We start from the raw sequence: 26,455 nt of genomic DNA, 5'->3' as shown, positions 1-26,455 counted from the left end.
TTATTATAGAGGTTGGAATTCTCGCAAAGGGGCAGGCTTAGCAACACCGAAGCCCTGAGCGAAATCAACGCCCATTTTTCCGAGTTGCGCCATCGTACCTTCATTTTCAACAAATTCGCCTACAGTTTGCATGCCCATAGCTTTTGCTACATCGTTAATGGATGCGACCATTGCGGTGTCCACACTATCGTTAAGCATGTCCTTAATAAACATACCGTCAATTTTTACCTGACTCACCGGTAAGCTTTTCAGGTAGCTGTACGAGGAGAAACCGCTGCCAAAATCGTCAAGGGCAAAAGAACACCCAAGGCGGTTAAACGTTCGCATAAAGGCAAGGGTGTCTTCCATTTTGATAATGGCTACCGACTCGATAACCTCAAAGCAAATCTTGTTGTACGGAATGTTAAAGGTCTCAAATGCATTTAAAATAAACAGAGTGAAATCCCTATCTGCCAGCGAGTGACAGTTAAGGTTAATACTGCATCGTTTCAATTCTGCTAGGTGTTTAGGGTTTTCAGACAACCACTTGAACGTATTCGTTACTACCCATTTATCCACACTCACGTTCATTTCAAATCGCTCAGCTGTGGGCAAGAAATTGGCAGGCTCTACAAGCTTCCCATCTTTCTCTCGCAGCCTTAGTAATACTTCATAATAGTGTCCATCGGCGGTTTTGCTCAATGGCCTTAACGATTGATAGAAAAGCTCGAAGCGGCCTTCTTCTAGCGCATTATTTATCGAAGATACCCAATCGAGCTCGCGCTGATAGCGCTGCATACTTTCATCATTCTTGTTGTATCTATGAACTTGATTTCGACCTTGTTCTTTTGCAAAGTAACACGCCGCATCCGCCATACTTAAATACTGACCAGAGCTTACATCGGCGTCGTCACAAACAACCATCCCTATACTCACACCTAAGTTGAAAATGCGGTTGTCCCACATAAATCGATAAGCTTGAACAGCGTTGAGGATCTTTACGGCATTCAAGTAAACGGCATCGGTATCGATATTTGAATAGATCACGCCGAACTCATCTCCCCCAAGGCGAGCTAATTGTGCTTCTGGCAGCAACGTATTTTCAATAAGGCGGGCAATATCTTTAATAAGTACATCCCCGGCTTTGTGGCCGCAGGTATCGTTAACCACCTTAAACCTATCGAGATCTAAAAACAGCAAGCATATTGGTGTATCGTCCGCTTCGAGCACTTTTTCTTTAAACACCAATTCAAACTGACGTCGATTAAAAACACCCGTGAGTGAATCATGAGTAGCTAAATACTGAAGGCTTAAATCTGATTGTTTTTTCTCTGTGATATCTATAATTGAGCCGTACAAAAAGCTGCCTTCGTCGTTTTCTCGAATTTGACACGATAAAGAAAACCAAAATTCACTACCGTCGCGGCGCTTGCCTCGTATTTCTTTGCCGGTAACGTGGCCTTGCTGCGATATTTCACCCAGTAAAATTTGTCTATCTTCAGCACTGGCGTAGAACACTTTTGTGTTCTCTGCTTCGGCAAGCATCTCTTCTTCATTGTCGTAGCCAAAAACTTTACACATCGCGGGATTTACTGAAATGAGCTTTCCATCCCATGTAGACGTGTAGTGCCCTTCGGCTGAATGCCGGAACAAATCATAGAAGTGATTCAAGCTAGAAATCGTTTCTGCCTGAGTTGAAAGCTGGCGTTGATTTAAAACTTCTTCTTTAGTTATGACGGCAAAACCAAAACATAGAAAACCGAGTGTAAGAAAGAAGAGCATACCGATAGCAACATCGACGGTATAAACCAAATTATTGAATAAGTTCTGCGTCACTAGTGCGTAAAATGCGTAAAAGGAAAGCCAGGCAAGAATATAGGTAATACTTACCGCTTGGCTGCCCTTGTCCTTAAACACCAAGGCCAGTAAGACGTGATATAGCCCCATTCCAGCGGTTAATATCAGTAGCGTAATGGATGTGGTATACGCATTTACAGTAAAGCAATAGAGGGTTGCTACTAAAGGTACAAAATAATTTAACGCGCGCAAAATAAAGGGAATACGGGCGAATAGGTGGTGCGTTACTTTTGCAATGCACAATAACAATATGCCAAAACAAACCGCATAAAAATGTTCACTACCGTTGGTCAGGCTTGGCCAAATCGCTACCCCTCCCACGGTTATAAAAAGCAGAGCGATAAGAACGAGCGACGACATGGTAAGCCAAAAGCGCGTGGGGATACGTTGATAAAGATAAGAAAATAGAAAATAGCAAGCAATTAACGCCATGATCCCGGAAACCGCGCCGAGTAAGGTAAGCATGTTGGTGTCGTGCTGGACTAGAAGGTCTTTCTTCCACAATGTAATAGGAAAGTACTTAAGCCCCTCATCTTTTACAGCGATCAACAAGCGAGCGTTTTGGTAAGGCTGAAGGGTGAAAGCTAGCCTAATATTGGGAAGGGGCTGTCTTAAAGAATAATCACCTTTACCAGCCTGATATCGATAAGACTTAACAATGCGCTCGCTGCTATCAAGAAGAAATATTTGTAAGTCGTCAACGTTCAGCCTGTCAATATTAAGCTCCAGTGGTATTGGGCTGTAGCCTGTATGAACAAGTTCAGTAGAGTACCATACCCGTCCGTTTGACGACGGGGCTTGAACGGCAATGTTGTCGTTTAAAATATCAAAGTATGTGGCGCTGCTTGGCGCGATAGTTAAACGCGCGTAGTGATTAATAATTTCACGCTCAAAGGATTCGTTGACAGTAAGCTGACTGCTAGCCGAAGCGTTGACGCTTAGTATTACCCAACTGATGAGCAAAGCTGATACGTACTTTATTAGCCGGGCTGTTACCACTCGTTAATTCCTTGAACCGCATAGTAAGAGGGCGGTGTTTTTTGAAGGCAAAATATATATCGCTTAGCCCTCTCGTCCCTCGGGGATTTTCCTTAGAATAATACTAGTTTTAATGAAAAGCCAAACCCAACGTAAAGTGACAAGGCTTACACTATTGTTGAATCAAGTAGTTTAAAATAATGGATGGTGACTGCTGTGTACCTATAGGCTCTAGCCATATTGCTTCGCAAAGCCACTCTATACAAAGCATACATTGCAAATCTGTATCACCTTTGTTTGCCGTGATCACTGCCTGAAACCGGTCGGCTCCCCAATCTGTTTCTGAAAGCTTGAAATCAAACAAGCCGCAAAATTTTTCTGCCCATTGCTGAGTTTTAAGAGGCGTTAAAGGTAATGCAACGCGGATTTCTACGCTTTGTTCGTTAACCACGGCGTGCTGTTGAATGTCTTCTTTAGTGAGATTTTGCATAGAACTTATCAATTCGCTGGTTATTGTAAACCTGCTTGCTTTATAAAGTGTATATAGTACAACACAAAAACAATAGCGTTAATCTAAGCGTATTAAGGACGGGGTATGCTAACACTTCACCATTTAAATAACTCTCGCTCGCAGCGAATTTTGTGGCTTCTTGAAGAGCTAGGCGTAGAGTACAAAATAGAATTCTATCAACGAGACAGTAAAACGAACCTAGCGCCGGATTCATTGCGCGCTGTTCATCCACTGGGACGCTCTCCGGTGCTTACTACGCCGCACGGTGCCATTGCCGAGTCTGGTGCTATTGTGGAATACCTTGTTCGCCACCACGCTACAGACGCATTTTCTGTACCTCAAGACCCAGAGGCACTTCAACAGTATTGGTTTTGGCTGCATTTCGCTGAAGGTTCGCTAATGCCGCCACTAGTGGCAAACTTAGTGCTGGAGAAAGCGCGTCAAAAAGGTTCGAAGCCTTTCTTTATTAAGCCAATTACTAACAAACTGATAGACGGTATTTTAAATGCCTATTATGGCCCTAATTTAGCGCAGAGCTTACGCTATGTGGAATCTTACTTATCGAAAAATACCTGGTTTGCGGGTGACGCACCCAGTGGCGCTGATGTTCAAATGATATTTCCGTTAGAGTCGTTGGTGGCCAGCGGGCGTGCGAAGGACTTTACTGCCATTCAAGGTTACGTAAAACGAGTTCATGCCAGAGAAGCCTACAAAGCGGCGCTTGAGAAAGGGGGAGAATACGCTTACGCCTAGTGTGTTTATCTCTACTGCGTGCACTTTTACTTTGTGCAAACCCTGCGGCCAGCTGGAAAACAGAATCTAGTTGGCCTGCAAGCCCTCAGTGCTCTCGATTTATGTAATCATCAATAAGCTGAATGAAGGCATCACCATAGCGTTCGAGTTTGGTTTGGCCTACGCCGCTTACATCAAGCAAGGTGTTGTGCGTAGTGGGGAGTTTACACGCCATATCCACTAAGGTGGCGTCACTAAATACCACATACGGCGGCACTTCATTTTCTTCGGCCAACACTTTGCGTAAGTGCTTAAGACGAGTGAACAACGTTCGGTCGTAGTTTGCAGGCGCTTGTTTTGCTTTTTTCTTGTCGGGCTTAAATTCAAGCCGCGGAACGGCAAGCTGAACCGCTACTTCACCTTTTAGCACAGGCCGAGCGGCCTCGGTTAAGCGCAATGCGGCATGGGCGGTAATATCAACGCGTATAAGGCCTTTATGAACAAGCTGGTTGATAATGTTGTGCCAGTAGCTATCCGATTTATCTTTACCTATGCCGTACGTGGAAAGCTGGTGGTGGCCTGCTTCCTGAAGGCGCCTAAGCTGCTTGCCTCGCAACACATCAATGACATACTGGCTAGAGGCTTGCTGTGAGAGCCGAAGTACACACGACAGTACTTTTTGTGCAATCACCAAACCGTCGATCATCTTAGGTGGGTCTAGGCAAATGTCGCAGTTGCCACAGGCGCTGTCGCTGAACTGCGAAAAGTAGTTCAGGAGTACTTGTCTACGACAGGTTTGCGCTTCTGAAAAAGCTTCCATAGCCGCAAATTTTTGTAACTCTATTTGGTTGCGCTCGGCTATTTCCCCTTGCTCTATCCACTGTTTTACACGGGCTGCGTCTTTTTCGTCAAATAATAGTAAAGCTTCAGACTCTAGGCCGTCTCGCCCCGCTCGGCCGGTCTCCTGATAATAGCTTTCAACACTGCGCGGAACGTCGTGGTGAACCACATAACGCACGTTCGATTTGTTGATACCCATGCCAAAGGCAACGGTGGCCACCACAATATCAATTTTGTCGTTAAGGAACTGGCGCTGTACCAACTCTCGCTCGTCGTTATCCATACCTGCGTGATAGGCCGCACAGCGAAAGCCTTGTCTGAATAATTTAGCGTGCAGGTCGTCGACTTTCGCGCGACTGTTACAGTAAATAATGCCGCTACCTTCTTGCTGTTTTACGTAAGCAACAACTTGGTCAAAGGCTTTGTACTTGCTCATTACGCGGTAGCGAATATTGGGTCTGTCGAAGCTGCCTTTATAAACCAGCGGGTCGTTAAGGTTTAGCTGCGTCAGTATGTCTGCTTGGGTGGCCGAATCTGCAGTCGCTGTGAGTCCAATAACAGGAATAGAGGGGAAGCGAGACTTTATTTGCCCCAGAGCGCGATAATCCTGCCTGAAATCGTGCCCCCAATGGGAAACGCAGTGCGCTTCATCAATGGCAAATAAGGCAATGTCGGCGTGTGCCAGCGACTGCTGAAAATAGTACTGCATTAAACGCTCAGGCGACACGTACAGCAAATCCAGTTTGCCAGCTTGCAGTGCGTCATTTATGCGCGCTTGTTCGTCTGCTTCTAGCGTTGAATTGAGATAAGCAGCTTTTACGCCCAGTGCTTTAAGCTGTTCTACTTGGTCCTGCATAAGCGATATGAGCGGTGACACAACAATAGCGGTGCCCTGGCGCACTAACGCAGGAATTTGATAGCAGAGCGACTTGCCTCCACCTGTTGGAAGCAAAACGAGTGCGTCTTTACCTTCACATACTTGGTGAATAACTTCGCCTTGACCGTCGCGAAAAGCATCGTAACCAAATACATCTTTTAAGACGGTTTCTGGTGTTTTTACACGTTGCGTTTCTGGCGCTAATTCTGATGGAGCTATTGCAGTTGTCATGGCGCTGGATTTTACGCGTTTTTGGCGACGTCTTCACGGGGCAATTTAAAAAACTAGACTAAAATTCAGCGATAGTCCTGAGCAGAGGGGCAGCAGCTCTTATAATTTATTTTGATTCAACATCATTGGTTGGATGAATTTCCGTCAAACTTACTTTCGGTAGTAATGTTGCTTATAAGCACATTACAAATATCAATTCATCAAGGAAAGCGAGTGGATAACAAAACGACTAATAAAGACGAAGCTAAGGGCAGCAAAACACTAAACCACGAACTAATGATTAAACATGTAATTGCGCTTTTTCGTGATACTATGCCGTTTAACCAGTTGCTGGGCTTGGAATTTGTTACCGAAGGAGAGGGGCTGGATACACAGATCTCCCTGCACCTTGATTGGCAACCAGCGCTAACCGGCAATCCAATGCAAAAAATCCTACACGGCGGTGTAACAGCGACTATGCTAGACACCATCGGTGGTTTAGTTTCAATTGTAGAAACCATCAAACAAACCGCACGTGAACACCTTGCGGACCTTCAAGTTAGATTGCCCACCATGGGCACGGTCGATATGCGCGTTGACTACTTAAGGCCGGGAAGAGGCGAGCGCTTTGTTGCGACAGCCACGATTATACGCAAGGGCAGTAAATTAGTGGTTTGTAGAATGGAATTGCACAACGAAAAAGGCGATCATATAGCCTTTGGCACGGGTACGTATATGCTGGGATAGCAGTGTCTTAATAGGTTTGCATCATCCCACAATGCCTGTTGTGACGTTGTGTAAAGGAAGTGAGCGGTATTAACGGGAGGTGTAGCATGGCAGAGCCATTACCAGATTTAATTGAAGAGATTGTTACCGAAAGTATGGGTGACGATCCGGCGACCTTGTTAGCCACCCTTGCGGGACAAGACGAGGTATACATCGCATCACTGTTAGAATCGTTGCCCGTAGAAAAACGTTTGGCGGTATGGGAAGGCATTCCTCGCGACCGTAAGCTCGACGTATTGGTTGAGATGCGTAGCGACCCCCGTGAAATTCTTATCGACAATACGCCGCACGACGAATGGGCGTCTATTTTTGCTGATATTGACGCAGAAGATTTACTGGAACTACTCGATTCATTGCCAAAACGGCTTGTCGATATGGCCTATGAATCACTTGATTCTAAAGAGCGTAAGTACTTCAGAGAAGCGACACAATTCCCCGATAACCAAATAGGGCACTGGGTTAACCACGAGCAGTTAGTGTTACCTTCGAACGCGAAAGTGCGCGAAGGGCTACGCTTATTAAGACGTGACATACCTCAGCATTGTGACAGCATTTTTTTGGTTAACCGCTCAGGTCAATTTTCCGCGCTGGTTAAAATTAGCCACCTCTTCAATGCGCAAGATCACGTGTCGCTATTCGACTTGTCGGAAGAAAGTGTGACGACCATTCAAGGGGCTGACGACACAATGAATGCGTCGCTACTTGTTCAACGTTCTGGGCTTGCGTCGCTGCCGGTAGTTGACGAAAACAACAAGCTTCTCGGCCGATTAGATGTGACCTCTGCAAGTGAGTTGGTCAACGAGTTTTACGAACGCCAAGTGATGGCTTCGGCCGGTATGGATGAGGACGAAGATTTATTCTCGCCTGTGGCGAAAAGTGCGAAAAATCGTGCCCTTTGGCTTGGCATCAACTTGCTTACCGCATTTTTAGCTTCGTGGTTTATTGGATTGTTCGAAGGCACCCTTCAACAAGTGGTTGCCCTTGCGGTACTGATGCCGGTAGTGGCAAGTATGGGAGGCATTGCAGGTAGTCAAACGCTAACCCTGATTGTACGCGGCTTGGCGTTGGGGCAGGTCACGCCTGCCAACTTACGAGCGCTGATGGTGAAAGAGCTTAAAGTAGGCGGCGTTAATGGCGTGATTTGGGCCTTAGTAATTGGCGTTGTTGCTTATTTCTGGTTTACCGATGCCATGTTAGGGTTGGTTATCTGTTTGGCCATACTGTTCAACATTGTAGCTGCCGCACTTGCAGGCGTATTTGTGCCTGTAATATTGGACAAGCTGAAAATAGACCCTGCGCTGTCGGGGTCGGTCATTTTGACTACCGTAACCGACATTGTAGGCTTTGTAGCATTCTTAGGTTTGGGCACACTGTTTCTGCTGTAGCACCATTCCCGCGAAAAACATTGTCCTGTTTTTTCATGACGAACGCATCTTAGGCCCCATTGAATGAGCACATTTAGTGGGGCTTTTTCATTTTTTGTTAATTACGTTTCATTAATTATGCCGCTTGTTACACGTCCTTTGCCGCATTGGAAAGCGTTAAGGGTTGTGTATTCACTTAACCTGATAAACAATACGCGCCTTCTTCCCCCGAATTTCGTTGGAGTCAGTCTTGTCTAAGCAAGCCAGTGCCGCTCAAGTCGGCGTTATTTGTGCAATTGCCGCATATAGCATGTGGGGTGTTGCACCTGTTTATTTCAAACAGTTGATGGTATTGCCGGCTACTGAAATCCTAATGCACAGGGTAATTTGGTCTGTGGTGCTGTTGGTTGGGCTTATAGCCGCGCTAAAGCAGTGGCCCAAAGTGGGCGCCGCCCTTCGCAATAAGCGCGTTATGCAGATTTTATTCGTTGCAGGGTTGTTACTCGGGGCGAATTGGCTCTTGTTTATTTGGGCAATTAATAACGACCATATTCTTGATGCAAGCCTTGGCTATTACATCAACCCTCTTATCAACGTATTTTTAGGGCGACTTTTCTTAGGTGAAAGGTTGCGTAACTTACAGCGTGTAGCCGTTGGGCTTGCCGTTATTGGCGTGGCTATTCTTATTTTCTCTTACGGCCACGTGCCGTGGATTGCCCTGGTGCTTGCGGGAAGTTTTAGCGTATATGGCTTATTGCGCAAGCAAGTGGCTGTAGACTCGCTACCCGGCCTATTCATTGAAACTTTAATGCTCTCGCCATTCGCTATTATTTACTGGGTTTTCTTTGGCTCTGAGTACAGTAACTTATTTAATAACGACGCCACGCTAAATACCCTTATTTTAGCGGCTGGCATTGTAACTACCGCGCCACTACTTTGTTTTACCGCTGCAGCAAGGCGCATTATGTATTCAACGCTGGGCTTTTTTCAGTACATTGGCCCTACGCTTATGTTCATTCTGGCGGTTTACCTTTACGGCGAACCGCTTGAAGAGTCGCGCTTGGTAACCTTCGGCTTTGTGTGGTTTGCGCTTATCTTGTTTAGTGCCGACTCGCTAGTTAATTACCGCAGTCAGCGTAAAGCGCGAAAGCTAGCGGTGGAGTAGGGGCTTTTGCGCACAAGTCTTTAATTAAACGTCGGACAGCTAAGCGGCGGTTGATTGAGTGAAAAGCTAAAGCAGTGAAGCTTGCTCTTGCTGAGGAACATCTGGTGGTTCGCACTTCACTTGGTTACGCCCACTATTTTTGGCGGCGTAAAGCTGCTTGTCGGCAAGGCTTAGTAGCTTATCTACGCGCTGAGTGTGGGCGCCACTTACCCCAATACTGCAGGTCACTTTAATGTCGCTTTTAGGCAGCTGAATAATTTCCGCTTCCACCACTTTTCTGAAGTCGTCTAAACGCTCACAGGCTTCTTTTAGTGGTGTTGACGGCATGTATATACAAAACTCTTCGCCACCAAAGCGGGAAATAATTTCGTCTGGAAAATAAAACTCAATAAGGGCCGCCATGGCTTTTAGCACAATGTCACCGGCGTCATGGCCATGGGTATCGTTTATCGATTTGAAAAAGTCTAGGTCAATAAGGGCGAGAGCGTGATCCTCAGACAGGTTTTGGTGTTGTACAGTAACCATGTAGAAGAAGTGGCGCCTGTTAGGCAAACCTGTTAAATAGTCGGTGTTGGCCACACGGCGAATTTCTTCAACGCTCTCAATATATTCTACGTTCTGCATCACGCGACACAAGAACTCTTCATGACAGTAGGGCACTCGCAAGAAGTCATTTGCACCACTTTTAATAAAGTACGCAGACATTAACATGCCTTTGCCTCCAGCAACGCCCATAATTGCCAGCTGCTCTTTCGAAAAGGCTTTTCTTAAACTGGCGACAAAGTGCGTGCCTGTCATATCAGGTAACGTGTTGTCAGTGATAACAAGACGTACGTTTTTGTGTTCAGACAAGCATTGCATAGCGTCTGTAGCCGTTAAGCATTCAAACGCAATAAAATTATGGCGCTGAAGTAATGAAACGGTTTTTGAGCGCAACACCCGATTAGTGCTTACCACGACGACACCAGTAGACTTGTTTTTTTCTAATCGGCTAATAAGACGATTGAGGTAGTCGTAGTTCTGCGAATTTTCTTTGGGAATGTAATCGACAACGTCACGTTCTAGGACTTTATCGCGAATAGCGCTATCTAAACTTTCTGTTGTAGCAATGGTGGGAATGAAAGACTCAACCGTAAAGTCGATGGCTTCGCCTTTTGGTGCATCGGGAAGCGAGTATGCAACAATAGCACACAGAAAGGTTTCCGGCATATTTTGCGAAAACCGTGCTTTGCCTTCTGTCAGCGACGTCGCGCCAACGGGGGTAAGACCTGCCCGGCGTACTAATTTCGCTATAAGTTCAAGGTTGCCTTCACCATTTTCGATGATCAGCACGTGTTGCTGCATACATTTCAACTTAGGTTTAGGCTACCTTGCCTATTAATAATGTTACGCTTTCTCCAGCTTTGCGTAAGCAAGTACCAGCCATTTGCTGCCAAATTCGTCGAAGTTTACTTGAACTCGACCGTGCTCACCACTCCCTTCGTAGTTAAGTACGATCCCTTCGCCAAATTTACGATGTACAACTCGCTCACCTAAACTAAAGCCCGTTTCTTCAAAACTGGCGTGCGAGGTTGCCTGACTAAAGCGGTTGTGCACGGGCCGCGAAATAGTCGATTTCAGCCTAACCTCTTCAACGCAGTCTGCTGGCATTTCGCGAATAAACCGAGAAGCAGTATGATACTTATCTTGGCCATAGAGTCGACGACTTTCTGCATAAGTAATATACAACTTTTGCATTGCTCTGGTCATACCAACATAGCAAAGTCTGCGTTCCTCTTCCATTCGACCTGGCTCGTCGTTAGTCATTTGGCTAGGGAACATGCCTTCTTCTACACCTGCTAAGAATACCAGCGGAAATTCAAGGCCTTTGGCGGTGTGTATGGTCATCATCTGGACGGCGTCCTGGTCTTTATCCGCCTGGGTTTCACCCGCTTCCAGCGACGCATGAGCTAGAAAGGCTGCCAGAGGCGACATTTCTTCGGCTTCTTCAGGCACGATAAAAGTTTTACATGCAGTAACCAATTCTTCTAAGTTTTCTAGACGTGCTTGGGCCTTTTCTCCGCGCTCTGCTTGGTACATGGCGTACAGACCAGACTGGCGAATAGCCTTATCGGCTTGTTGGTCAAGGGGCTCATCTAACGTGGATTGTTCTAGCTCAGTAATTAGCAACACAAAGCTTTGCATTGCGTTTAGCGCGCGGCCTTTGAAGCCACCTTCATTAATGAGCAACTGACACGCCTGCCACATTGAACAGTTGTGCATTCGCGCGGTGTCGCGCACTTGCGATAAGGTTTTCTCACCAATACCGCGACTTGGGGTGTTAACCACGCGTTCAAAAGCAGCGTCATCGTGCGGGTGGCTAACCATGCGCATATAGCCAAGGGCGTCTTTAATTTCTTGGCGCTCGAAGAAGCGCAGACCGCCGTATATGCGATACGCCAGCCCTTCGTGTAGCAAGGCTTCTTCCAGTACTCGAGACTGGGCGTTGTTTCGATAAAGAATAGCGGTATCAGTAAGGGCGTTGCCTTGATTAAGCCAATCTTTGATTTTCGAAACAATAAAGCGCGCTTCATCTAGTTCGTTGAAACCCGCATATACAGAAATAAGCTCGCCTTGCGCGTCTTCTGTCCAAAGTTCTTTCCCTAAACGACCCGTATTGTTGTCGATAACCGTGTTCGCCGCTTTAAGAATGTTTCCTGTAGAGCGGTAATTCTGCTCAAGGCGAATAGTAGTAGGCTCGTTGAAGTCTTTCAGAAAGTGCTGAATATTATCTACGTTCGCGCCGCGCCAGCCGTAAATAGACTGATCGTCGTCGCCAACAATCATAATGTTATTATTACCACCACTACACAGCATACGAAGCCATGCATATTGGATATTGTTGGTATCTTGGAATTCGTCAACCAACACTGCACGGAAACGACGTTGATAGTGGGCTAATACTTCTGGGTTTTTAGCCCATAATTCATGTGCGCGTAGCAACAGTTCAGCAAAATCTACCAAGCCTGAACGGTCACAAGCGTCTTGATATGCCGCATAGACTTCGCGCATGGTCTTTTGAATATGATCGCCGTGGGTTTCAATGTGCTGAGGGCGCAAGCCTTCGTCTTTGTTGCCATTTATGTACCACTGAATTTGACGAGGCGCCCAATGCTTTTCGTCCAGGTTCATGGCCTTCAGAATGCGGCGAATAAGTCGATACTGATCGTCCGAATCAATTATCTGAAAATTCTCAGGCAAGTTGGCTTCTGCATGGTGCGCGCGTAGCAAGCGATGCGCAAGCCCGTGGAAGGTACCAATCCACATATTGTGCAGGCTGCGACCCATCAACGACTCTATTCGGCCGCGCATTTCTTTGGCTGCTTTATTGGTAAAGGTTACTGCCAAAATAGAAAAAGGGGCGATGTTTTCGACTTCCATTAACCACGCAATGCGATGCACTAATACGCGGGTTTTACCACTGCCCGCGCCAGCCAAAACTAGGGCGTTAGATAGTGGGGCTGCTACTGCTTCACGCTGTTTGTCGTTTAGCTCGTCTAGCAGTCGAGATACATCCATAGTGTGGTACCTGTTAGTTGATAGTGTTATACATTCAGCAGCGCGCTATTATGCCACCTGCCTGTTAATTTATACAGTCCAGTTTTTAGCCCTTTTTTGTAAAATAAGAGCGATTTAACTGCTCTAAATTGAATAGTGAAGGAGCCTAGAGTGGTTAAAGAAAAGCTCATAAGTGCACGTATGAAAGATACAGTTATTAGCTATAACGAATTAATACGATAAATTGATCGAATTATACGCTTGGCAGGTATCACATCGGTATTGCATCACGCCAAACTCAGGTAAACTTTCTGTTCTTTTACTGTTGCTACCTCCGCACTTTCAAACAAGGCGAGTGTTAGCAAAAGAGTTAAGCCATTTTAGGCAAACTGAAAAAAGCACACGGCCCCAACTTTTTTACGACGTACATTGGCATAAAAACAGCACACTAACGGGACATGCTTATGACCGCACTTTCTACGCCCATCGATTTCTGGTCGACGCTCAAACAAGAAGCGCAAATTGTTGCTGACAACGAACCATTGCTATCTAGCTATGTGCACGCCAGTGTTCTTGCTCATCATAATTTTGAATCGTCGCTAAGCTTCATTCTGTCAAACAAAATGGCAGATGACGTTATGCCTGCGATTGCTATACGTGAGGTGTTCGACGAAGCTTATTTGCTAGAGCCAGGCATCAGCGAAGCGGCTATTGCTGACATAATGGCGATTAAGGCGCGGGATGCCGCAGTGAACGACTACCTTACTCCTTTACTGCACTTCAAAGGTTTCCATGCTGTGCAGGTGCATAGAATGGCGCATTACCTCTGGGTGCACGGTCGTCATCAGCTTGCTTTATTCTTACAAAGCCGCAACTCGGCAAGCTTTGGTGTCGATATCCACCCTGCTGCGCGTATAGGTAAAGGCGTCATGTTTGACCACGCAACTGGCATTGTAGTGGGCGAAACTGCAGTAGTTGAAGACAACGTATCTATTTTGCAGAGCGTTACATTGGGTGGTACCGGTAATGAGTCGGGCGACCGCCACCCTAAAATTCGCCAGGGTGTGTTAATTGGCGCAGGTGCCAAGATTCTAGGAAATATCGAAATCGGCGAGGGCTCAAAAGTAGGCGCAGGTAGCGTTGTACTGAATAGCGTACCAGCCCACGTTACCGTGGTGGGTGTACCAGCCAAGGTAGTGGGGAGACCGGTTTGTCAAAGCCCATGTGAATCCATGCGCCAAAACGTACTAGAAGACAACTAAAGCTTTGGGTCAGAGTCCCGACTCTGACCCCATTATTCATAGGAAGTGGGTTAACTCGTTGAGGTTGTCTAGTTCGACGTGGGGAAGTACGCTGACGGGCTCATTGGCTAGTATCATTGGTCTGTTACAGGCAAACCATGCTGCTTGATAGCCAGCGTTAATTGCACCTTGGACATCTTTTATAATGTTATCGCCCACGTGAAGAATATGCTTCGGCGCAATTTGTAAACGTGCAGCCGCTTCATCGAACATATCGCGGGCTGGTTTCATCGGTCGTGTTGTACTGGCGTGAAGAATGGTTTCAAAGTACCCATCAATACCTATTTTCTCTGCGTTTACATTACCGTTAGTAATGCCGATAAGCGGTAATTGACTACTTACAGCCTTGAGGGCTGCGTGTACATTGTCAGCCAATTCAAAGTCGCTTCTTGCGTCGTAAAAGCAGTTAAAGCACGCCTCTACTGCATCACTAAGTTCACGGTCGTTGTTTAACTCTGTTGTTAATTTTTCAGGTGTGGTGTTAGAAAGTGCTGCGGTAAGCACTACACGGCGAAGCTGCCCCATGTCAGAGGCTAAGCGCGAGTCCTTTTTAATGGCTGCTCGCTTTAATGCCTGCCAATCTTGTGACGACAGTGCCGCAGCGTCCTTATGATGCCTAGCAATATGCGCTTGAAGGGCTTGCTCTGCGCGTCGAATAATAGGTTCATTATTATAAAGGGTGTCGTCAAGGTCGAAGGTCATCGCCTCGACGTTGTTAATAGACCGGAAAAACTGCATGGTAAAACCTTAAGTGAGCGTTATTTTTTTCGCGCGCGCGGATGAGCCGCATCGTATACGTTGGCGAGGTGCTGGAAGTCGAGATGGGTATAAACCTGTGTTGTCGACAAGTTAGCGTGACCTAACAGTTCTTGAACCGCACGCAAATCACCACTTGATTCTAATACGTGAGTAGCGAAAGAATGGCGCAGTTTATGAGGGCTTACTTTTTGCGATAGGGACTGCTCTTGCGCCATTTTATCTAAGCGATTGGCGACTTGCCTGTTCGATATTCGGGTTTTGCGTTTACTTACAAAAACCGCACTTTCATACGGGGAAGCGTAAGCTGGCCGAACTTTTAACCAAGCATTAAGGGCTTTTTGCGCATGTCGACCTAGTGGCAGTATTCGCTGTTTACTCCCTTTACCCATGACCTTTACCGTACCGTCTTTTAAACAGTCGGATAAATTAAGCCCGGTAAGTTCACTCAAACGTAGACCGCACCCATAAAGTAGCTCAAACATGGCTACATCTCTTAACTGCATGCCTTCATCGTCGTCACTGCTTCGAGGTGAAGCATTAAGCAGCTGCTGCATCTCATCTACGCTAAGCTGCTTGGGTAACGGCTTTCCCTGTTTAGGAGCTTGAATGCCCTCTACAGGGTTGCTAAATAGCTGCTGGTGGTCGATAAGGTATTGACAGAAGGTTCGTAATGCTGAAAGTCTCAGCGCAATGCTGCGTGGACTGTGGCCAGACATTTTTGCATCAGCCATAACTCGCTTTATATCACTTGGTGTAAGTCCGGACCACTCGTAAAGCCCAAGTAGCTTAGCCACTTCGGTTAGCTGGCGCTGATAATTTTTGATGGTGTGTAGAGATAAACCACGCTCTACCTGCAAATGAAGCAGAAACTTATCTAGCCATTGCTGGCAGGGTTCGCTGATTAAGGCGTCCGTAGACACTTCACCTAATATCCCATCATTTCAGGCAAGATGATATTAAGCACTTGCTGAAGTTGCTGAAGCAACAGAGTATCCATGTCTGGCGTAAAGTGGCTGGCATCACTGCTGCTAATGCCTAAAATACCGAGTTCACGGTTGTCACCAAGCAGCATTAGCGCTACAGACTCCGCAGGGCTTTCTCCGAAAAGCAGCTGGCGTTCGTGCTGTGACAAACGGCCAAAGAAAAAGTTGGTATTTTTAAAGCGCTTTTCCGTGAACAAACGTTGTTGCAGTTCAGGAATAGCATGGGGGCCTTTAAAGCTTTTGATCACCGCAGAGGACAACTGTAAACGCTCTTGTAATATATCTTCTAACGTAAACTGTACTTCAGCAACACTTTCGCAACGTAGTAACTGCACGTTTAAGTCGGTATAAACGCGATATATTTTTTCGTTTTGCTTAGCGATGGTAACCAGCTGATTAAGCTTAAAGTTAAGCTGTCTAACTTTTTGTCTTAACTGGTCACTTTGAATTTCAACGAGCGACACACTGCCTTTGTGTTCATGAGGTAGCTTAATTTTTTCGAGAAGATCGGCATGCTCGGAAAAGAATTCAGGGTTTTGTAGTAAGAACGCGCGCACATCAGCACTCGACAATTCCGTTTTGTCGTTAAATGGCTCAATTAATTGCGTGGCGTTAGATTGCCCTGATACTTCGCTCATAAATTTATATGTCCGTCATATACGTGTTCGGCAGGCCCTGTCATTTTTAACACGTTATCTGGGCCTGGCCAGCGTATACGTAAACTGCCCCCGGGCAAGTCTACCCGTACGTCTTTACCTAATTTACCCTGTATTTGCCCAATTGCAACTGCTGCACATGCTCCGCTGCCGCAGGCTAAAGTTTCACCTGAACCACGTTCAAATACGCGAAGTTTGATATGTGACTCGTTGATAATTTGCATAAAGCCTACGTTTACGCCCTCGGGAAAGCGTTCGTGTTTTTCAACAAGCGGGCCAATTTCGGCTACATCGGCCGTATCAACGTCGTCAACTTCCATTACGCAATGGGGGTTACCCATTGACGCTGATCCAATAAACAAGGTGCGTTCGCCCACACGCAAAATATAGGTGTTCTCTTGCTTGTTGGCTGTAAGTGGAATATTCGCAGGCTCAAACTCTGGTTTGCCCATATTAACGGTCACTTGGCCGTCTTTCTCTAAATACAGCACCATCTTACCTGCTTTGGTGCTTACCACTATTTTGTTGCGATTAATAAGGCCTTTTTGCTTAACAAATCGTGCAAAACAACGTGCGCCGTTGCCGCATTGCTCCACTTCTGAGCCGTCAGCATTGAAGATGCGATAGTGAAAGTCTTGTTCAGGGTCGTACGGTGGTTCTACCATCAACAGCTGGTCGAAGCCAATACCGAAATTTCGGTTAGCTAATTGCTGAATTTTTTCTTTAGAGAAAAAGACGTTTTGAGTAACGTTATCAATAACCATGAAATCGTTACCCAACCCGTGCATTTTAGAAAATTGAACCTGCATTAAACGCGCATCTATCTTGTTAGTTTGTTTCTAGTTTACGGAAGTTTGTACTCACCTTGCCAGAGATCTTTTTGTTTTTCTCTTTCGCGAACCACAATTGCTTTGTCACCGTCTACCATAATCTCGGCTGGACGGCAGCGGCTATTGTAGTTTGACGCCATAACGAAACCATAGGCACCGGCACTGCGAACTGCAAGTAAATCGGTAGGTTCAATGGCTAATTCGCGGTCTTTTCCTATAAAGTCACCGGTTTCACACACAGGGCCCACAACGTCATAGGTGCGAGGCGTTGCCGTGCTTCCTTCCTTTACGGGAATAATCTTTTGCCATGCTGAGTAAAGCGCAGGGCGCAATAAATCGTTCATTGCAGCATCGACAATGGCAAAGCTCTTTTCTTCACCTTCTTTTATAAATTCAACTTCAGTGACCAAAATACCTGCGTTAGCTGCAATAGCTCGACCAGGTTCAAGGATTAACTTAAGGTTTTCACGGCCTACCATTTTCTCAGCCATGGCTTGTGCATAGGCTTTAGGGTGAGGCGGTTGCTCGTCGTTATAAGTCACGCCAAGACCACCACCTACATCTAAGTGCTCAATAATGATGTTGCGCTCTGCTAGTTCGTCAATAAGCAGAAGTAGACGCTCTAGCGCATCTACAAACGGACCGATTTCAGTGAGCTGTGAGCCAATATGGCAGTCCATACCAACCACATTTAGGTTAGGCAGGGAAGCGGCTAATTCATAGGTAACAAGCGCTCGTTCGCGGGCAATACCGAATTTATTCGCCTTCAACCCTGTCGAAATATAAGGGTGGGTTTTGGCATCTACATCAGGGTTTATTCGCAGTGAAATAGGGGCTTTCACGCCCATTTCGCCCGCAACCTGGTTAATTCGATGAAGCTCTGGCTCTGATTCTACGTTGAAACACATGATGCCTTGTTCTAGCGCATAACGAATTTCATCGTGCTTTTTGCCAACGCCTGAGAATACCACCTTACTTGCATCGCCACCGGCTTCGATGACGCGAGCCAGTTCACCTGCTGAAACGATATCAAAGCCTGAACCTAATTTGGCTAGAACGCTTAATACACCGATGTTCGAATTCGCTTTTACCGCGTAACATACAAGGTGAGGGTGTTCACCGATAGCGTCGTTAAAGGCATGCCAATGACGCTCTAATGTTGCGCGTGAATAAATATAAACCGGCGTTCCGTGCTGGGCAGCAATATCAGAAACAGCTACTTGTTCAGCATGCAGCTGACCTTGGCTGTAGGCGAAAAAATCCACTAGTTCAGCTCTCCAGAAGTAGTTGCGGGGGATGGGGTGTTGGCGCTTGATGAAGCCTCAGCTTCTACATCATTAGAAGACGCTGGTTCAGCAGATGTGTTTTGTGCAGGCGCGTCAGGAATGTAGAGCGCCCCTTTGTACCCACAGCCACACAATGCTGAGAGTGTTAGCAAGAAAACAACAGACTTTTTAAGCACGAAATATCCCGCAAAGAATACGACAAATGCCGCTATCATCGCATTGCGGTGTTAAATTGCAAGAGCCAATAATCGTTCTTGTGTTTTATCGCCGTATTGAACGTTTTTCCAAAGTGTATCGCATAGGCTCTTGGTGTCAGAAAAGTCTTTATTTTTGAGCCAGTCGATGAGTATGTTTGGATTGTCTGGAAAGGCTATCGCTTCGTTCTCGGGCGCCTCAAGCCATTCTTCTACAATATCGGTGTCGAGTTGAAAAAGGGTCTGGCATAAATCCAGTTTATTCAGGGTTAGTACGTTGGACAGTTGCTCGAACTGGCCATGTAAGGGCTTAATGAGTAGTTTTTTGCCTAACTGAAGTGCTTCGCTCGAGAGCTCAAAGCCGCCATTAGCAATTACTCCACTGGCGTGCTGAAGTGCTTTTTGAAACTGCTTTTTGGACGTAGGGTGCCAATGAATGTGGCCCGTTTCCTTTGCTTCATCAATATTAGGATGAAAACACTCAAATACTTGATCACTTAGCGGCTCAAGCATTTGCTGAATATCTTCGATTTCTTCAAACGGTAGGTACACCAAAACATGGCCATTACCTGAAGATGTTATTGGCTTTTCAGCAACGAAAGGCGGGATGATAGGCTGATTGAAATGATACCAATGCACGCCTAGCTGTAGATCCGTAGGCGCAAACATTTTCATGAGCAAGGTATCAAATATGGTATTCCCGCTTTTCGGCACGTTATAAGCAAACGCCGCTTGGTGGCTGATAGAAATAGACGGTAAGCCTTGCTTTTTAGCTGCCCACGCCGTTACCGGTTCAAAGTCGTTAACCAGCAAGTCGTAATCGCGAGTATCGAATGCTTTTATATCTTTATTTAACTGACGAATGTTGGCTTCTTTCACCGTAGACCATTTGTCTACTCGTCCACTTTTCGTAATGAAACTAAGTCCTTTGTATGTTCGGTATTCTCCGAACACTTCCATATCAAAATATTTTTCAGGGGCGCGGCCGGTGAAAACAAAGTCAACGCTAATGTCATCTCGCTGCATTAGTGCGGCGGCCATAATTCGTGCTCGGGCAATATGCCCATTTCCGGTGCCTTGCACACCATACAATAATTTCATACTACCCCAGAATTGAAATACTTAGTGTCGCGATTGTTACGCCTAGCAGTGATCCTGCGACCACATCAGAAGGGTAATGTACACCTAATAATACGCGTGATAGCCCGATAAGTGCTGCCCAACTGTAAGCAAGTAAGGTAAATGGCGGGTAATAGTGCGCGACGATACAAGCCATTAATGTTGCGGCCGCAGTATGGCCTGAGGGAAGTGAAAACTTATCCGACGGCGTGACATGTGCTGTTAAATTCATTAGAAAATCGCAAGGGCGCGGGCGCTTGAACATTTTCTTAAGCAGCACATAAATGGGTAATTCCAGCGCATATGCCATCAGCGCTGTATAGAGGAAAAGCTCACCGTGTTCAGGCTCAAACGCCCAAAGCAACATGCCAATGACGAGGTATAAATAGCCGTCACCTGTTTTCGATAGCCACACAATACTTCGGCAGTCTCTTTTTTGCGTCAGTTTGTAGAGGCGATAAAATAAGTCAGTGTCGTACTTGGTCAAGGATTTCATTAACATTGCCTTGTCCCCTATCGATTAATTACTGCACAGGCTAAAGTGTGTCTGTGAACAGTGGGTGACGGAAAAAAGAAACTTTTTTGACAACTCACGTGGTTTCTTTTTAGTCATGCACCCTTTGCTCAAACGGGGAAAGTGGTTATTAAACAAATTTTTTAGTAAAAGTATTCAGCTAAATGAATAAAGCAAAATACGTGCTCATGTTGGCTATAGTTAGAGGAAAGTCTTGCATTTTAAACAAATGCGAAAAATTTGACGAAACGCGGTAAATCAAACGTTTGCATCATAAGAATTAATGCTATGCTAAGTTTTACGAGCTTAGAGCTTCAACGCTTCTCAATTTTAGTAAGGCAAAAAGAATGGAATACAACACATCTGAATTATGCGACTTGTTTGCTGATAGCGTAGACGTAGTAGATCCAATTTTCGCAAGCTTTGGTGGCCGTTATTCTTTCGGTGGTGAAATTACCACTATTAAATGCTTTGAAGATAGAGGTCTTGTTGACCGTGTACTTGCTCAACCTGGTGCGGGTAAAGTGCTGCTGATAGATGGTGGTGGTTCAAGCCGTCGTGCTTTATTTGATGCATCATCTGCTCAAATTGCTATTGATAACGATTGGGAAGGCGTTGTGATTTACGGCAGTGTTCGGGAAGTCGATAGCCTTGCCGAATTGGACATTGGCGTATTGGCTGTTGCAGCAATCCCTGTGAATGCTGAGTGTGAAAGCATAGGTGAGGTAGACGTCCCCGTTAACTTTGGTGGCGTAACGTTTCTACCCGAAGACCACCTATATGCTGATAGCACGGGCGTTATTCTTTCCCCCGAGCCACTAGACTTAGATTAAAGTTGAACAGCAAGCAGAAGCTATCTGCTTTAAGAATTAAAAAACGGAGGCGTATGCCTCCGTTTTTGTTTTCAATACTTTCGCGATTTCTGAGAGAGACCTAGGTGAGGCGAATTAATCGGCCTTGGAGCAACTCGGAGTTGACGAAAACTATTTATTGGCCTCGTCAAACACCTTGTTCAAATACATAGCGATACGAATTCCCGCCATCTGCAAACGCTTTTTGGCAGTAGGTAGGTGATTGTATAAATAATCGTAGCTCATGTTGTTGGCGTCATCTGGATAAATAGTGTCGCGAATTGCGGTACTTTCTTCAATCCATACCATAGGGTCGGTGGTTGCCCAGCTGCGAATATCTTTAGAGTTTATGGTCTTTGTAAGCCATTCAGTCCATTCAGAATATGACAAGTCGCGCTGGTCTAACATTTGCGAATCCCACACGCGATGTAGGTTAGAGTCTTGCCAAAAGAAGCGTACTTTTACATCGTTTCCGCCACGATCGGTGCCGTTTCCAGCGTGAAGTGGTTGATGGAGATCACCTATGATATGCACGATAAACTGAAGGGCTAGTCGTTTTTCCTCGATGCTGGCTGTGTCGCTTTTTAAGGTTTCAGTAAATTGCTTTAACGCGGTAACCGCATCACCTTGTTTTGGTGCGCCAACGTCTTTATAGGTCTTGCCCTCAGGTACAGAGACATAATGCCAAGGACTGGCCGTTTTCTGCCAAAATTCGCTGGGGTTAGAGCGCATTTCATCAGCATGGGTAGCGGCTTCAGCCAAAGAGCCATGTGGCAGCAAATCCATAATTGCGGCCTGAGAAAGTGGGCTAAGATATTGCTCGGCAATAGCGCCAGTTACTCGGTGGCCGGTCTGACCCCAGCCGAAAGCAGGTGATGAAATGCACAATGTAAATAGTGTGCTCAGCGCAACTGCGCAAATCCTGTTTGCAAACGCGAACATGGTTAATCCTCAGAATGTTTGGAAGACTGATAGCCCCATCTTGCGACAAGAGACTGCTCAATACCTAGGTGATCTAATATGCGCGCCACAACAAAATCTACCAAGTCATCGATAGTCTTGGGGTTGTGATAAAAACCTGGCGCTGCAGGCATAATAGTAGCACCCATTTGCGAAAGCTTGAGCATATTTTCTAAATGAATAGAAGAAAGTGGCATTTCACGGGGAACTAGAATCAGCTGGCCCCGCTCTTTTAAAACGACATCTGCTGCACGCTCAATCAGGTTGTCGCTTGCGCCAATACTAATGGCCGAAAGTGTACCTGTAGAACACGGGCATACGACCATTTTAGCCGGAGCAGCCGAGCCAGACGCTACCGGTGAAAACCACTCTTCTTTTCCAAATACCTTGATTTGGTCAGGTTTTGCATTGCAATGCTCGGTAAAGAACGCAGCTGCATCTTCGGGACGCCCGGGGATTTTCACATTCTCTTCAGTGGCAAATACTACTTTTGCTGCTGAAGAGATAAGTACGTACACTTGGTAATCTGCATTAACCAGCGATTTCAAAAGTGTTAGCGCGTAAGGTGCACCTGATGCACCTGTGATAGCAAGCGTGACTTGCTTGTCGTGTTTCATGGTTTAGCCTCTGTAGATAACAAGCATAGCAAAGCTTGTTTATCGGGTATTACTTCGTTTTAAGCTGTCTTTCTTATAGTTTGGACTTCATTTTCAGTGCATCGAGTATACGGCCATGAATACCTTCAAAGCCGCCGTTACTCATTACAAGAATATGATCGCCTGGTTGTGCTACGTTGCAAACGCCTTGAACGATCTTCTCTACATCTTTGAAGCAGTGGGCAGGTGCGTTACTGTGCGCTACCGATTCAACTAACGACCAGTCCATGCCTTCAGGTTCGTAAAGGTATACTTCATCGGCTTTTTGCCAAGAGTTTGCCAGCGTGTCTTTGTGCACGCCCATTTTCATCGTGTTTGACCGCGGCTCTAGCACAGCCAGAATACGGGCATTACCCACTTTCTTGCGCAGTCCATCAAGTGTAGTCGCAATTGCAGTAGGGTGGTGTGCAAAGTCGTCATAAAGGGTGATGTTGTTTACTTCACCCTTTACTTCCATGCGACGCTTAACATTCTTAAAAAATGATAAGGCTTCTATGGCATCAGGTAAGGTAACACCTGCATGGTGGGCGGCAGCTATGGCCATTAAAGCATTGTCCACATTGTGCTGGCCTAAGAGCGACCATGCTACGGTTCCGACGATAACGCCGTTATGTAATACATTGAATTCACTGCCGTCTTTCTTTAACAGTTCTGCATGCCACTCCTTGCCCAACGATTGGCGAGAAGACCAGCAACCTTTCTTGAGCATATCCTCAATTGCGGGCGTACTGTTTGGCGTAAGAATAAGCCCGTTTTCAGGTACCATGCGCACCAAGTGGTGAAACTGAGTTTGAATAGCCCCAAGGTCAGCAAAAATATCTGCATGGTCAAACTCAAGGTTGTTAATTACCAAGGTTTTTGGACGATAGTGTACGAACTTAGAACGCTTATCGAAAAATGCGCTGTCGTATTCGTCAGCTTCAATGACAAAAAAGGGGCTTTCACCCACGCGAGCCGATACGCCAAAATTCTCTGGTACGCCGCCAATCAAATAACCGGGATTAAGACCAGCGTGTTCTAAAATCCACGCGACCATACTGCTAGTTGTTGTTTTACCGTGGGTACCTGATAACCCGATTACCCAACGATCTTTTAGTAAGTTATCAAGCAGCCATTGTGGGCCGCTAGTGTAAGGCAGGTTTCGATTTAACACGTATTCAACGGCGGGGTTACCGCGCGACATCGCGTTACCAATTACTACCATATCTGGCGCTGGATCAAACTGGCTTTCGCAATAACCTTCGGTCAACTCAATGCCTAATGCTTCAAGTTGGGTGCTCATGGGCGGATAAACGTTTTTATCAGACCCTGTTACTTTGTGGCCGAGTGATTTAGCAATAGCGGCGATGCCGCCCATAAAACTTCCACAAATGCCTAAAATATGTACATGCATAGCGCATTCTCAATGAATTATCATGTTATTGGGGTACTGTATCAGAACCCCGTGGCCTATAGATAATTCAATTTTAATCATTCAATAAATGCCTTAAGCCGTTGTAATACGCTAAACACCTAAGAATCTATGATGTGCAAACTGGTATGGTGTGTGTATGACATTTTACAGGCGTGTTCCACTTACCCAAGAACACGGTTACAATCTAACCACAGGTTTAAAACCTGTGTGTGCTTCAGACAAACGCCGGTAAGGAAAGCTGAGCGACTGGTAGCACAACACCCTACACACGAAAAAAGGCTTACATTCAATGAAACGTTTAAATTCCCAATTGCAACAAGACGGTGCACCGCTTGAGTTAATTTTACTCATTCGTACACTGCTAGCGGGCTGTAAAGAAATTTCTTTCCGCGTGAGTCAAGGCGCACTTGCTGGCGTGCTCGGTTCAACCCTTTCAGAAAACGTACAGGGCGAAACACAGAAAAAGCTCGACGTTATCTCTAACCACATTTTAAAAGACACGCTAAGGGAATCTGGCTACGTAAAAGCCATTTCGTCTGAAGAAGAAGATGACGTTGTGCCGTGTAATCCAGACGGTAATTACTTAGTAAGCTTCGACCCGCTAGATGGGTCGTCAAACACTGAAATTAACAGCCTAATCGGTACTATTTTCTCTATTACCCATGCGCCTCAGTGGATGAAACCAGATGATCCGTCTGCTTTCTTACAGCCTGGAACGCAGATGGTAGCTGCAGGCTATGTGCTGTATGGCCCGTCTACAATGCTAGCGCTGACTACCGGTCGCGGTACGCATATTTATACGCTTGATAAAACCCACGGTGGTTTCCTGCTTACTCACCCGAATATTCAGGTGCCCGAGCAAACCTCAGAATTCTCTATCAATGCGTCGAACCAGCGTCATTGGGAACCGGCAATGCAGGCATATGTTGCCGATCTTTTAGCAGGTAAAGAAGGTCCACGTGGTAAAGACTTTAATATGCGCTGGGTAGCGGCAATGGTGGGTGATATTCATCGTTTGCTTTGCCGTGGCGGTATCTTTATGTATCCATTCGATAACAGAGACCCGTCTAAGCCTGGCAAATTGCGTTTGCTTTATGAAGCCAACCCAATGGCATTTTTGATGGAGCAAGCTGGTGGTAAAGCAGAAACCGGTACTGGCCGAATTCTAGAAGTTATGCCTGAAGAAATTCATCAGCGCGTACCGTGTATTATCGGCTCTAAAGACGAAGTTGAAATGTGTTTAAGCTACAACGATAACGCGAAGTAATGAAAAAATGGCCCTTTAGGGTCATTTGTTTATTAAAAAGCAGCAAAATTTAACGAAAAATAAAGAGATTAGTACGACATGGGTCGTAAAGCGTTTTTATTTTGCTGCTGTCACCGTATACTTACGACCAAAATTTTTAATCCATTACTGAAAGGACCTAAGAATGAGCTTGAGTGCTATTTCTGCTGGTAAAAACGTACCAGATGAAGTGAACGTAATCATCGAAATTCCAGCACACGCTGACCCGGTGAAGTACGAAGTAGACAAAGACACTGGCGCGCTATTTGTTGACCGTTTTATGGCAACTTGCATGCACTACCCAACTAACTACGGTTACGTGAACAACACATTGTCAGAAGATGGCGACCCAGTTGACGTTTTAGTAATGACTCCGTTCCCACTACTTGCGGGTTCTGTAATCAAGTGTCGTCCAGTTGGCGTACTAAACATGACAGACGAGTCTGGTAAAGATGCAAAAGTACTAGCGGTACCAGTAGACAAGCTTTCTACTATTTACCGTGACGTTAAAGAAATTGCAGACGTACCTCCGCTTCTTCTTAAGCAAATCGAGCACTTCTTCGAGCACTATAAAGATCTAGAAGAAGGCAAATGGGTGAAGATTGACGGTTGGGCAGACGCTGCCGCTGCAAAAGAAGAAATTACCGCAAGCATCGCGCGTTTCGAAGCAGAATAATTCACGCTGCTTCAAATTGATGATACAAAGGGCTGGTGTAATACCAGCCCTTTTTGTATGTGGCTAAAAAGTGAAGATTGATAACTAAAATTAGGCATCACAACAGAAAGCTAAACAGATACCTGAAAGAGACCC

24 protein-coding genes are annotated in these 26,455 nt (G+C 45.8%); 8 read left to right on the top strand and 16 right to left on the bottom strand.

Annotated elements, in window-relative coordinates:
• Positions 1–3: 3 nt before the first annotated feature.
• Together RJ41_RS11960 and RJ41_RS11955 are read right to left on the bottom strand one after the other, a co-directional pair.
• The gene (locus tag RJ41_RS11960) at positions 4–2,835 is read right to left on the bottom strand and encodes an EAL domain-containing protein (RefSeq protein WP_039220997.1); all 2,832 of its coding nucleotides are present in this window, start codon (positions 2,833–2,835) and stop codon (positions 4–6) included.
• 151 nt (positions 2,836–2,986) lie between these two features.
• Positions 2,987–3,304, bottom strand: coding sequence for a DUF3630 family protein (locus RJ41_RS11955; RefSeq protein WP_039220995.1), 318 nt, complete (start codon positions 3,302–3,304; stop codon positions 2,987–2,989).
• Between the two features lie 105 nt (positions 3,305–3,409).
• Between RJ41_RS11955 and RJ41_RS11950 the strand changes: the two genes are divergently transcribed.
• On the top strand, positions 3,410–4,078 hold the full coding sequence (locus RJ41_RS11950; protein WP_014975342.1) for a glutathione S-transferase: 669 nt from the start codon (positions 3,410–3,412) through the stop codon (positions 4,076–4,078).
• A gap of 85 nt (positions 4,079–4,163) precedes the next feature.
• Here the strand turns inward: RJ41_RS11950 and recQ are convergent, their stop codons facing one another.
• Positions 4,164–6,005, bottom strand: a complete 1,842-nt coding sequence (gene recQ / locus RJ41_RS11945) for a DNA helicase RecQ (RefSeq protein WP_039220993.1) — start codon at positions 6,003–6,005, stop codon at positions 4,164–4,166.
• Between the two features lie 213 nt (positions 6,006–6,218).
• On the opposite strand from recQ, the gene RJ41_RS11940 reads away from it, so the two are divergent.
• The 3 genes from RJ41_RS11940 to rarD all read left to right on the top strand — a co-directional run bounded on the left by RJ41_RS11940 (position 6,219) and on the right by rarD (position 9,299).
• The gene (locus tag RJ41_RS11940; RefSeq protein ID WP_084081866.1) at positions 6,219–6,731 is read left to right on the top strand and encodes a thioesterase family protein; all 513 of its coding nucleotides are present in this window, start codon (positions 6,219–6,221) and stop codon (positions 6,729–6,731) included.
• An 86-nt stretch (positions 6,732–6,817) separates the two neighbouring features.
• Positions 6,818–8,155, top strand: coding sequence for a magnesium transporter (locus tag RJ41_RS11935; RefSeq protein ID WP_014977961.1), 1,338 nt, complete (start codon positions 6,818–6,820; stop codon positions 8,153–8,155).
• A 229-nt stretch (positions 8,156–8,384) separates the two neighbouring features.
• Positions 8,385–9,299, top strand: a complete 915-nt coding sequence (gene rarD / locus RJ41_RS11930; RefSeq protein ID WP_039220991.1) for an EamA family transporter RarD — start codon at positions 8,385–8,387, stop codon at positions 9,297–9,299.
• 66 nt (positions 9,300–9,365) lie between these two features.
• Here rarD and RJ41_RS11925 read toward each other — a convergent pair whose 3' ends face one another.
• Both RJ41_RS11925 and uvrD read right to left on the bottom strand, forming a co-directional pair.
• Positions 9,366–10,643: a GGDEF domain-containing response regulator gene (locus RJ41_RS11925; protein ID WP_039220989.1), complete on the bottom strand. Its 1,278-nt coding sequence runs from the start codon at positions 10,641–10,643 to the stop codon at positions 9,366–9,368.
• 42 nt (positions 10,644–10,685) lie between these two features.
• Positions 10,686–12,857, bottom strand: coding sequence for a DNA helicase II (gene uvrD / locus RJ41_RS11920; RefSeq protein ID WP_014977964.1), 2,172 nt, complete (start codon positions 12,855–12,857; stop codon positions 10,686–10,688).
• Between the two features lie 443 nt (positions 12,858–13,300).
• Between uvrD and cysE the strand changes: the two genes are divergently transcribed.
• The gene (gene cysE, locus RJ41_RS11915) at positions 13,301–14,098 is read left to right on the top strand and encodes a serine O-acetyltransferase (RefSeq protein WP_039220986.1); all 798 of its coding nucleotides are present in this window, start codon (positions 13,301–13,303) and stop codon (positions 14,096–14,098) included.
• A gap of 36 nt (positions 14,099–14,134) precedes the next feature.
• Here the strand turns inward: cysE and RJ41_RS11910 are convergent, their stop codons facing one another.
• From RJ41_RS11910 to RJ41_RS11875, 8 genes are read right to left on the bottom strand one after another with little or no spacing between them, the layout of a single operon-like run.
• On the bottom strand, positions 14,135–14,875 hold the full coding sequence (locus RJ41_RS11910) for an HAD-IA family hydrolase (RefSeq protein ID WP_039220983.1): 741 nt from the start codon (positions 14,873–14,875) through the stop codon (positions 14,135–14,137).
• 20 nt (positions 14,876–14,895) lie between these two features.
• Positions 14,896–15,816 carry a tyrosine recombinase XerC gene (gene xerC, locus RJ41_RS11905; protein ID WP_039220981.1) on the bottom strand — a complete coding sequence of 307 codons (921 nt, stop codon included), beginning with the start codon at positions 15,814–15,816 and terminating at the stop codon, positions 14,896–14,898.
• Positions 15,817–15,821: 5 nt separating this feature from the next.
• A complete protein-coding gene (locus RJ41_RS11900) occupies positions 15,822–16,517 on the bottom strand; it encodes a DUF484 family protein (protein WP_039220979.1) in 696 nt (231 codons plus the stop codon).
• On the bottom strand, positions 16,514–17,344 hold the full coding sequence (gene dapF, locus RJ41_RS11895; RefSeq protein ID WP_039220976.1) for a diaminopimelate epimerase: 831 nt from the start codon (positions 17,342–17,344) through the stop codon (positions 16,514–16,516). The genes RJ41_RS11900 and dapF overlap by 4 nt, the downstream gene beginning before the upstream one ends.
• A 35-nt stretch (positions 17,345–17,379) precedes the next feature.
• Positions 17,380–18,630 carry a diaminopimelate decarboxylase gene (gene lysA, locus RJ41_RS11890; RefSeq protein WP_039220974.1) on the bottom strand — a complete coding sequence of 417 codons (1,251 nt, stop codon included), beginning with the start codon at positions 18,628–18,630 and terminating at the stop codon, positions 17,380–17,382.
• Entirely contained in the window at positions 18,630–18,827 is a 198-nt protein-coding gene (gene lptM, locus RJ41_RS11885) for an LPS translocon maturation chaperone LptM (protein WP_240485791.1), read from the bottom strand. The genes lysA and lptM overlap by 1 nt, the downstream gene beginning before the upstream one ends.
• 51 nt (positions 18,828–18,878) lie before the next feature.
• The gene (locus tag RJ41_RS11880) at positions 18,879–19,946 is read right to left on the bottom strand and encodes an MJ1255/VC2487 family glycosyltransferase (protein WP_039220967.1); all 1,068 of its coding nucleotides are present in this window, start codon (positions 19,944–19,946) and stop codon (positions 18,879–18,881) included.
• 1 nt (position 19,947) lies between these two features.
• Positions 19,948–20,460: a phosphatase PAP2 family protein gene (locus RJ41_RS11875; RefSeq protein WP_039220965.1), complete on the bottom strand. Its 513-nt coding sequence runs from the start codon at positions 20,458–20,460 to the stop codon at positions 19,948–19,950.
• 365 nt (positions 20,461–20,825) lie between these two features.
• Between RJ41_RS11875 and rraA the strand changes: the two genes are divergently transcribed.
• Positions 20,826–21,311: a ribonuclease E activity regulator RraA gene (gene rraA / locus RJ41_RS11870; protein ID WP_039220963.1), complete on the top strand. Its 486-nt coding sequence runs from the start codon at positions 20,826–20,828 to the stop codon at positions 21,309–21,311.
• A 150-nt stretch (positions 21,312–21,461) separates the two neighbouring features.
• Here rraA and RJ41_RS11865 read toward each other — a convergent pair whose 3' ends face one another.
• The 3 genes from RJ41_RS11865 to mpl all read right to left on the bottom strand — a co-directional run bounded on the left by RJ41_RS11865 (position 21,462) and on the right by mpl (position 24,338).
• Positions 21,462–22,271: a S1/P1 nuclease gene (locus tag RJ41_RS11865; protein WP_039220962.1), complete on the bottom strand. Its 810-nt coding sequence runs from the start codon at positions 22,269–22,271 to the stop codon at positions 21,462–21,464.
• A 2-nt stretch (positions 22,272–22,273) separates the two neighbouring features.
• The gene (locus RJ41_RS11860; protein ID WP_014975357.1) at positions 22,274–22,906 is read right to left on the bottom strand and encodes a flavin prenyltransferase UbiX; all 633 of its coding nucleotides are present in this window, start codon (positions 22,904–22,906) and stop codon (positions 22,274–22,276) included.
• Positions 22,907–22,979: 73 nt separating this feature from the next.
• Entirely contained in the window at positions 22,980–24,338 is a 1,359-nt protein-coding gene (gene mpl, locus RJ41_RS11855; protein ID WP_084081862.1) for a UDP-N-acetylmuramate:L-alanyl-gamma-D-glutamyl-meso-diaminopimelate ligase, read from the bottom strand.
• 310 nt (positions 24,339–24,648) lie between these two features.
• On the opposite strand from mpl, the gene RJ41_RS11850 reads away from it, so the two are divergent.
• Positions 24,649–25,626, top strand: coding sequence for a class 1 fructose-bisphosphatase (locus RJ41_RS11850; protein ID WP_039220955.1), 978 nt, complete (start codon positions 24,649–24,651; stop codon positions 25,624–25,626).
• A 163-nt stretch (positions 25,627–25,789) separates the two neighbouring features.
• Positions 25,790–26,320 carry an inorganic diphosphatase gene (gene ppa, locus RJ41_RS11845; protein ID WP_014947861.1) on the top strand — a complete coding sequence of 177 codons (531 nt, stop codon included), beginning with the start codon at positions 25,790–25,792 and terminating at the stop codon, positions 26,318–26,320.
• Positions 26,321–26,455 lie beyond the last annotated feature (135 nt).

The sequence above is a fragment of the Alteromonas marina genome (assembly GCF_000808575.1).
Taxonomy (GTDB): Bacteria; Pseudomonadota; Gammaproteobacteria; order Enterobacterales; family Alteromonadaceae; genus Alteromonas; species Alteromonas marina_A.
The sequence above is the reverse complement of the archived record's forward strand: the minus strand, read 5'-3'. Positions and strand labels throughout refer to the sequence as shown.